At 67.7% G+C, this 6,154-nt stretch carries 5 protein-coding genes; all 5 read left to right on the top strand.

Features of this window, described 5'->3' with window-relative positions:
- Nucleotides 1-165 precede the first annotated feature (165 nt).
- Nucleotides 166-1,287 (top strand): tyrosine-type recombinase/integrase, encoded by a 1,122-nt coding sequence (locus tag ACIPEK_RS46085; RefSeq protein WP_093544862.1) that lies wholly within the window; start codon nucleotides 166-168, stop codon nucleotides 1,285-1,287.
- On the top strand, nucleotides 1,287-1,628 hold the full coding sequence (locus ACIPEK_RS46080) for a helix-turn-helix transcriptional regulator (protein ID WP_176729247.1): 342 nt from the start codon (nucleotides 1,287-1,289) through the stop codon (nucleotides 1,626-1,628). Before ACIPEK_RS46085 ends, ACIPEK_RS46080 begins: the two co-directional genes overlap by 1 nt.
- Nucleotides 1,625-4,111, top strand: a complete 2,487-nt coding sequence (locus tag ACIPEK_RS46075; RefSeq protein WP_241200581.1) for a site-specific integrase — start codon at nucleotides 1,625-1,627, stop codon at nucleotides 4,109-4,111. The genes ACIPEK_RS46080 and ACIPEK_RS46075 overlap by 4 nt, the downstream gene beginning before the upstream one ends.
- 52 nt (nucleotides 4,112-4,163) lie before the next feature.
- The gene (locus ACIPEK_RS46070) at nucleotides 4,164-4,733 is read left to right on the top strand and encodes an SMI1/KNR4 family protein (RefSeq protein WP_251091401.1); all 570 of its coding nucleotides are present in this window, start codon (nucleotides 4,164-4,166) and stop codon (nucleotides 4,731-4,733) included.
- 151 nt (nucleotides 4,734-4,884) lie between these two features.
- The gene (gene nudC, locus ACIPEK_RS46065) at nucleotides 4,885-5,784 is read left to right on the top strand and encodes an NAD(+) diphosphatase (RefSeq protein ID WP_124286798.1); all 900 of its coding nucleotides are present in this window, start codon (nucleotides 4,885-4,887) and stop codon (nucleotides 5,782-5,784) included.
- Nucleotides 5,785-6,154: the final 370 nt, after the last annotated feature.

Below are 6,154 nucleotides of genomic sequence, written 5' to 3'. Positions count from 1 at the left end.
GAAGGCTCGGGAATTGCATCAGACGGGCGCGAAGTCGCAGGTCACCTGTTCACGGCGACGGCCTGACGGACCCCAACGCTACTACGAACTGGCCTTCTGAACAGGCAGTTTGCCAGGCACATCCCGTCTGATGCAAGATCTGCCCTCCAGAAGGGATGGTCTGGAGTGGCGCAAGAACGGAAGGTGGCCCTGGCTGGGGCGGCTCATCTGGAGCTGGTCTCGGGGGTGATCCAGCTGTGTCCGGAGGACGCGATGGTCGACGCGATGCTGCGCGGCTGGCGGGCCCAGCAGATGTCCCGGGGCCTGAAGGAAGACACGATCGCCGGGCGGGAGCGGCTGATTCGCCGCTTCCAGGAGTTCACCAACGAGTACCCGTGGTCGTGGTTGCCGGGCCACATGGACGAGTGGTCGGCCTCGCTGACGGGTGAGCGGCACCTGGCGCCGTCCACGATCCGCAGCTACCAGGGCGACGTGCGGCAGTTCACCGAGTTCCTCATCGACGGCCGCTACGGCTGGGCGGTCGCCTGCGAGGACGCCTTCGGTACCCACCCGGTGGCGATCTGCCACGAGTGGAACACCATCGCCCACCTCAACGACTACGAGGGCGACCCGGAGGCCCGGCCGTTCACCCGCGAGGAGCTCCAGCGGTTCCTCGACTACGCCGACGACCAGGTCGATCGGGCGGTGCGGTCCAAGCGCAAGGGCGCCCTCGCCGCCTACCGGGACGCCACCTTGTTCAAGGTCATCTACGGCTGGGGACTGCGGCGCACGGAAACCTCGAAGCTGGATCTGGCCGACTTCGGCCGCAATCCGAAAGCCCGTCAGTTCGGACGGTACGGCACGCTGAACGTGCGTTACGGCAAGGCGAAGAAGGGGCAGCCGCCGCGGCGCCGGAACGTGCTGTCGGTCATGGACTGGGCGGTGGACGCCGTCCAGGACTACGTGGAGAACGTCCGCCCGCAGTTCGGCTGCGAGGACCACCCAGCGCTGTGGGTGACCGAGCGGGGCGGGCGGGTCAAGCCGTCGGAGATCAACGCCCGGTTCGTCGCCTACCGCGCGGCGCTCAAGCTCCCCGAGGCATTGGTCGTCCACTCGCTGAGACATTCCTACGTCACGCATCTGACTGAGGATGGGGTGGATCGGCGGTTCATCCAGGAGCAGGTCGGTCACGAGTGCGATAGCTCCACCGCCATCTACACCCACGTCAGCGACGACTTCATGAACACTGCTCTGAGCAAGGCACTGAACCCGGCGTTCGACGAGGCGCCGACCAGGAAGGACCGATGATGGCCGCCAAGCTCGACTACCGCTGGCACCTGCGTCACCTGATGGCGGACCGCGGAATGTTCTCCACCACGGACCTGCTGCCGCCGCTGGCCGAACGCGGCATCACCCTGTCCTCCAGCCAGGTCTACCGGCTCGTCGTCGAACGCCCCGAGCGGCTCAGTCTGAAGATCCTCATGGCCCTGCTGGACATCCTGGACTGCACGATGGACGACCTGATCGAACCCGTTGCCGCAGCCAGCGCCGCGCAGAGGCCGAAGAAGGCGGCCGCGGGCGGAACGACGGCCGAGGGCATCGGCGGCCTGCGGCCCAAGCGGGCACGGATCGCACCGGTGGACCGGTGAACGGGCTCTCGGAAGAGGTGCTGGCCGACCCGGTCGGCCTGGTCGTGCGCCTGGTCGGCAACGTCGAACGGCACCTGGAAGCCGACCGCATCCGCGAGATCGTCTGCACGGTCATGCGCGAGCGGGCTGGTCGCCGGCGCCTCGCCCAGGCCCTGCACGAGGATCCGTCACTGCTGCGGACCGGACGACCTCCGGCACCGTTCTGCGTCGCACGACTGCTGATGGCCCTTCACGAAGCCGGCGCACAGGACATCGCCCTTCCCCGCTGCGGTGAGTGCGGCCGCGCACGCCCCTACGTCGGCAGCCGCAGCGGCGGCCGATGGGGCTGCTCGCCCTGCTTCGACAAGGCCGCCGACTGCGCGGGCTGCCACCAGCAGCGGCGCGTCGTCAGCCGCGACCGCCACGGCAACCCCCGGTGCGCGAAATGCCCCGATACGGACGGCGATCCATTCGCCATGCTCGCCGGCCTCATCACCACGGTCGATCCCACGCTCGACGCGGGCGCCGTTCAAGCAGCGCTCGACCGCGCCACCGTCCGAAAGGCCGGCCAGCGCCGCCTGGCCTGGGCGATCACCGCCCAACCCGACCTGCTGACCGGTGCTGGCTACGACGCCCCAACCCCCGCCGTCCTACGGTTCATCGACGCACTCGTCCAGGCCGGAGCCACCAGGGTCGTCAATCCGGCCTGCTACCGCTGCCATGAGGTCAAGTCCCTGTCGAAGGTGCTCGACGGCAAACGGGTCTGCCGCAACTGCTTCGCCCGCAACGCGGCTGTGCCCTGCACCCGCTGCGGCTCCGTCCGCGAGCCCGCTGCCCGCGACGCCGAGGGGCGGCCGCTGTGTCCCAACTGCCTGGTCAGTGACCCCGTCAACCTGGAGGAATGCCGCGACTGCGGGCGCCGCCAGAAGGTCGCCGCTCGGCTTCCCGACGGACCACGTTGCGCCAACTGCCGGCCCAGGACCGCCGCCCAGTGCGGCATCTGCGGACGGACAGGAGTCTGTGAGATCTCCCGTGCCACGGGCGAACCCTGGTGCAACCGGTGCCAGTTGCGGTGGGCGCCCTGCAGTGGCTGTGGAGCCGTCGACCACGTCCGCAGCGGCACGTGGGATGCACCCCTGTGCGCGAAGTGCACCAACCCGGACCCGGACTACTGGGGCCGCTGCCCCGTCTGCCGCACCACCTGGCAGCTCAGCACCCGTCCCTGCCAGCGATGCGCGCTCGACCGGCAAGTACGCGACCTCCTGGCCGGCAACACGGGCACGATCCGGCAGGACCTCGTCCCTCTCTACAAGGCACTGTCCGGAGCCGAACGCCCCACAAGCACCATGTTCTGGCTATCGGGCTCGAAGGTCGGCGGCCTGCTCCGGCAGATAGGCCGTGACGAACGGCCCGTCACCCACGACACGCTCGACGAGTTGCCCGCGAGCAAGGTCCTCGCACATCTCCGCAGCGTCCTGGTCGCCACCGGCGCCTTGCCGCCTCGCGACGAGCGGCTGGTCGCCCTGGACCAGTGGATCACCTCGGCGCTCCAAGCACGCACCGATCTCACCGAGCGCCGGATCCTGCACGGCTACGCGGTCTGGCACCACCTACGTCGACTCCGGCGACGCCTCGGCCAGGAGCACACCACGCACCTGCAGGCGCTGAACGTACGCTGCCACGTCACCGCAGCAGCGAACTTCCTCGACTGGCTGTCCGACAGCGCTCTCACGCTGGGCACGTGCACCCAGGTTGACCTGGAGCGATGGATTGCCGACCCCAAGGCCACCTACCGGGACGAGACCAGCCACTTCGTCCGGTGGTCCGTCCAGCACCGGCATGCCAAGGGACTCACCTACGGCACCGTGCGCTGGACAGGACCCTGCGGGACGATCGACAGCGAGAAGCGCTGGGCCGACGCCAGGCGCCTCCTGCACGACGACACGCTGGCGACCTCGGATCGAGTCGCCGGCCTGCTGCTGGTCCTCTATGCCCAGCAGATCGCCACCATCAGCCGCCTGACGGTCGACGACGTCCACCTCGACAACGACAAGGTCGGGATCACGTTCGGCACCTCACCTGTCGTCCTCCCCGAACCGCTGGCCGGCCTGGTGCGCGACCTCATCGCCACCCGGCGCGGCAAGGCCAGGATCGGCGCCCCCGACGACGCGCCGTGGCTATTCCCCGGCGGCCGTCCCGGACAGCCCATCGGTGACGACCGGCTCGGCCTCCGCCTCCAGAAGATCGGCCTCCAGCCGCGCCAGGACCGCTCCACCGCCCTGTTCACCCTCGCCACCGAGGTCCCCGCCGCCATCCTTGCCCGGATGCTGGGCGTCCACATCCAGGTCGCCGTCCAGTGGCAGAAGGCATCGGCCGGCGACTGGGCCGCCTACGCCGCCGAGGTCAGCCGCCGTGCCCCCACTCCGGCGGGCGAAGCCCAGACCAACGAGGTTCCCGATGGCCAGCACCCAAGAACAACAATCCCTCCGGGGCTAACGACGTGAAGAGCCACGTTGATCTTGCCGCGATTCCTACACCGAACGAGAGGTGCAACCCATGACCGACCATCTGTCTGCCGTCTTCACGATGCTTGGGCCGGGAGGCCGACGCTTCGCCGATCCCGAAAGCTGGGCGCGTCTTGAGTCGGAGGTCGGCACAGAACTCCCCAGCGACTACAAGGAGTTCATCGACGAGTACGCGCCGATCACGGTCAACAGCCACCTCTATTTCAAGCACCCGGCGACCACACGTTGGAACCTTCTCAAGGACATCCGGGAGACCGAGCAAGCCTTCCGCGATGCCGACTGGGACGGCCTTCCGCACCCGGAGACCGGTGCTGGCGGAGTTCTGATTCCTGCCTTGTCGACCGACTTCGGCTTCCACGTCTTCCTCAGCCGCAGCCCACGGACGCCCGACTGGAGCGTGGTGGTACACGACCGGGACGAAGGCGGGTACTGGGAGCATGCCATGAGCTTCGCCGAGTGGCTCTACCGGCACCTCATTGGCGAGGAAGTCATCCATCCCAATGGAACGTATTTCTACCCCGGTCCGGTCAATCTCGAACACCTGCCCATGAGTCCGGACGATCGCCCCGTTCCCTGGCACGGACCTGACCGCGGGATGTGACGGTGGTTATCTAGTGTTGTCAAGCCATCGAGCCAGTTCATCCCAGATCTGATCCGGTAAGGCATGTTAGGCAAGTTCTAGCTGCGGAGGGTGTCGGCGGACGTATCCGCTAGTGTCGAGGACAGGCAGACACTGTGATCCAGGAGGAGCGGTGTACTACAGCGGGTTGGGGCTCGACCGTGTCGTTGATCGGCGGGGAGACTCGGACTGGATCGAGGCACTGCTGACCAGGGCCAGTACCCAGGTCATTCCCCTGTGGCAGGACCAGTGCCTGGTGCGAAACGAAACGCCGTTGCGGCTGCCCTTGGCCCAGGCGAGGGACATCCTCGTCGCGGCCGGCGACCGGGTGCTGCTCGGCCTCGAAGGCGAGAGGGCGGTGTTCGCGGCTGATGTGTCCGGGCTCGAACGGGAGAGCGCCGTCGAGCTGGCCGGCGCGGACAGGATGCTGGACGTGCGGGCGATGGTTCCCACCATCACGCCGGACGAAGCGGGTCTGCTGGCGTACGCGCGGGGAATTCTGCACTGGAACCGCAATCAGCGGTTTTGTGGCGCCTGCGGGGGCCCGGCCCGGTCCTGCAATGGTGGCCACCTGCGGACCTGCCAGAACTGTGGGAAGCTGCTGTTCCCGCGGATCGAACCGGCCGTGATCGTGCTAGTCGAACTTCCGGGCACGCCCCGGCGCTGCCTGCTCGGCCGCCATGCGGCATCCGGCCCGAACCGCTTCAGCACCCTAGCCGGGTTCGTCGAGATCGGCGAGAGCTTCGAGGACACGGTGCGCCGCGAGGTGCGGGAGGAAGCCGGCGTCACCGTGGGTGCGGTGACCTACCAGGGTTCCCAGGGGTGGCCGTTCCCGGCCGGGGTGATGATCGGGTTTCGCGCCGAGGCCCTTTCCGACGCGATCGATGTGGACAACGTGGAAGTGGTGGAGGCACGCTGGTTCACGGCCGCGGAACTGCGCGCGCGGCTGGCGGACGCTGCTCTCGGCGGCCCGTACCGGGTCGATTCGATTGGCAAGGCGCTCATCGACCAGTGGCTGGCCGACACAGACTGAACCGATGCGGTGCGAAGACAGATTTTACGCTGCCTCGCTCATCTTCTGCTTCAACTCGGCCACCGCCTGCGTCCGTTATCTGGGGTTGAGTAGCCAAAAGCGCAGCTCAGAGGCCATGGGGCGCTGTAAGGCATGAGGGCAGCCCGCTCGCAGGTTTGGACATCTGTCTGACGAAGAGTCTCGATCGAAACTCTTTGCCGCCCTGGTCAGAGGGCCTGCGCACTCGCCGACTGAGCTGCGGAGTGAAAACCGCAGCGACGGGGACCAGCGTACAACCGCATGCCTTACAACCCTTACGGCTTACAGCAACCCACGATAACCTCGGGGCCGAGGCATTCGGAGAGTTCCAATACCCGACTCCACCATTAGC

The organism is Streptomyces sp. NPDC088246 (genome assembly GCF_044741025.1).
Taxonomy (GTDB): Bacteria; Actinomycetota; Actinomycetes; order Streptomycetales; family Streptomycetaceae; genus Streptomyces.
Note: the sequence above shows the minus strand (reverse complement) of the source record. Positions and strands in the feature narration are given on the sequence as shown.